The 1,116-nt window shown below is 68.5% G+C and carries 2 protein-coding genes; one reads left to right on the forward strand and one right to left on the reverse strand.

The window, feature by feature from the left end; genetic code table 11:
• Positions 1-282 (forward strand): TetR family transcriptional regulator C-terminal domain-containing protein (locus tag RJ1_RS44985; protein WP_174695095.1); only part of this gene is annotated, 282 nt, incomplete at its 5' end.
• Between the two features lie 200 nt (positions 283-482).
• Here RJ1_RS44985 and RJ1_RS44990 read toward each other — a convergent pair.
• On the reverse strand, positions 483-1,116 hold a 634-nt coding region (locus tag RJ1_RS44990; RefSeq protein WP_439958230.1), incomplete at its 5' end, for a hypothetical protein.

A 1,116-nucleotide genomic window follows, 5' to 3' on the forward strand; every position in this document is an offset into this window, starting at 1 on the left:
TTGCTGGCCCAGGCGGGCGGAACGCCGGGGGCCTATGAAGTAATCCGAACACTGTTGGCGCAGTGGCAGACCCACGTCGCGGCCGGGATCGAGGCGATGCAGGCGGCAGGGCAGATCCGGGCGGAACTGGATGCGCCGCGCACCGCGTCCGCGTTCATCGCGGGAATTCAGGGTGGGGTGCAGGTCCTGCGGTCGACGGGCAGTGTCGAGGATCTCGAAGCCGTCCTCGACACTCTGATCGACTACCTTCGGGGCCCGGGATCGCCCGGCGTTACTCGCTGATCAGCTGGGGTGCCACCGGGAATTGGCGTGCGCTGCACCGGTGGTCGTTGGGCGGCGCATGACAGCGTGGCACATGGCCCCGGCGTCGCAAGGAGCACCGTGATCTCCGCGGTGGGCTGGCAGGCCGGGCAGCCCGGTTTGTCGGCGGCGGCTCCCGCAGGTTGGGTGGGAGCCGCCGTGTCCGAATTGGGCAGGTGAGCTCAGCTGCCGAAGAGGGTGCCCAGGTCGCTGAGGTCGGGGACGATGTCGGCGGCGGGTGGTGCGGGGGCTGACGCGACGTCGGGCACGGTGACGACGGTGGAGGCTTGTTGCACGGTGTAGGCGGTCATGGGGAACTGGGCGAGGTATCGCTCGATGCCGGGGTAGTCGGAGACCCACATGGCGGGGTCGGTGCCCTCGCTACCGCAGGAGGCGAGGGCGATGTAGGAGCCGTCGGGGACGTCGGTGACCGATTGTGTTGTGGTGCCGGGCGGTATGTCGTCCTGCTGGTACAGGGACTGCCCGTTGCGGAGGACGTCGTCAACCGGGGGGAGTACGCCGCTGGGGGCGGGGGCGAGGGAGGTGGTGCAGCCAATGGTGGCGCCGGTGTTGTTGGTGATGGTGTTGGTCACGGTGGATCCGGTGACGGTGAAGGCGTAGGTGACGTCGGCGGCCTCGGTCGCCGATGCCGGCGTGGCGGCTGCGATGGCCAGTGGGATGGCCGCGGCGGCGAGGAGTGTGGTGCGGGCGGTCATGCGCATGTGGTGGTCCTGTTCGTCGGGGTGGGTGGTGTGGGTGAATCGTGCAGGAAAAACCGACCGATTGGCATTGTTTTGGTGACACTGGGTTGAACTC

The organism is Rhodococcus jostii NBRC 16295 (genome assembly GCF_001894825.1).
Lineage (GTDB): Bacteria > Actinomycetota > Actinomycetes > Mycobacteriales > Mycobacteriaceae > Rhodococcus_F > Rhodococcus_F jostii.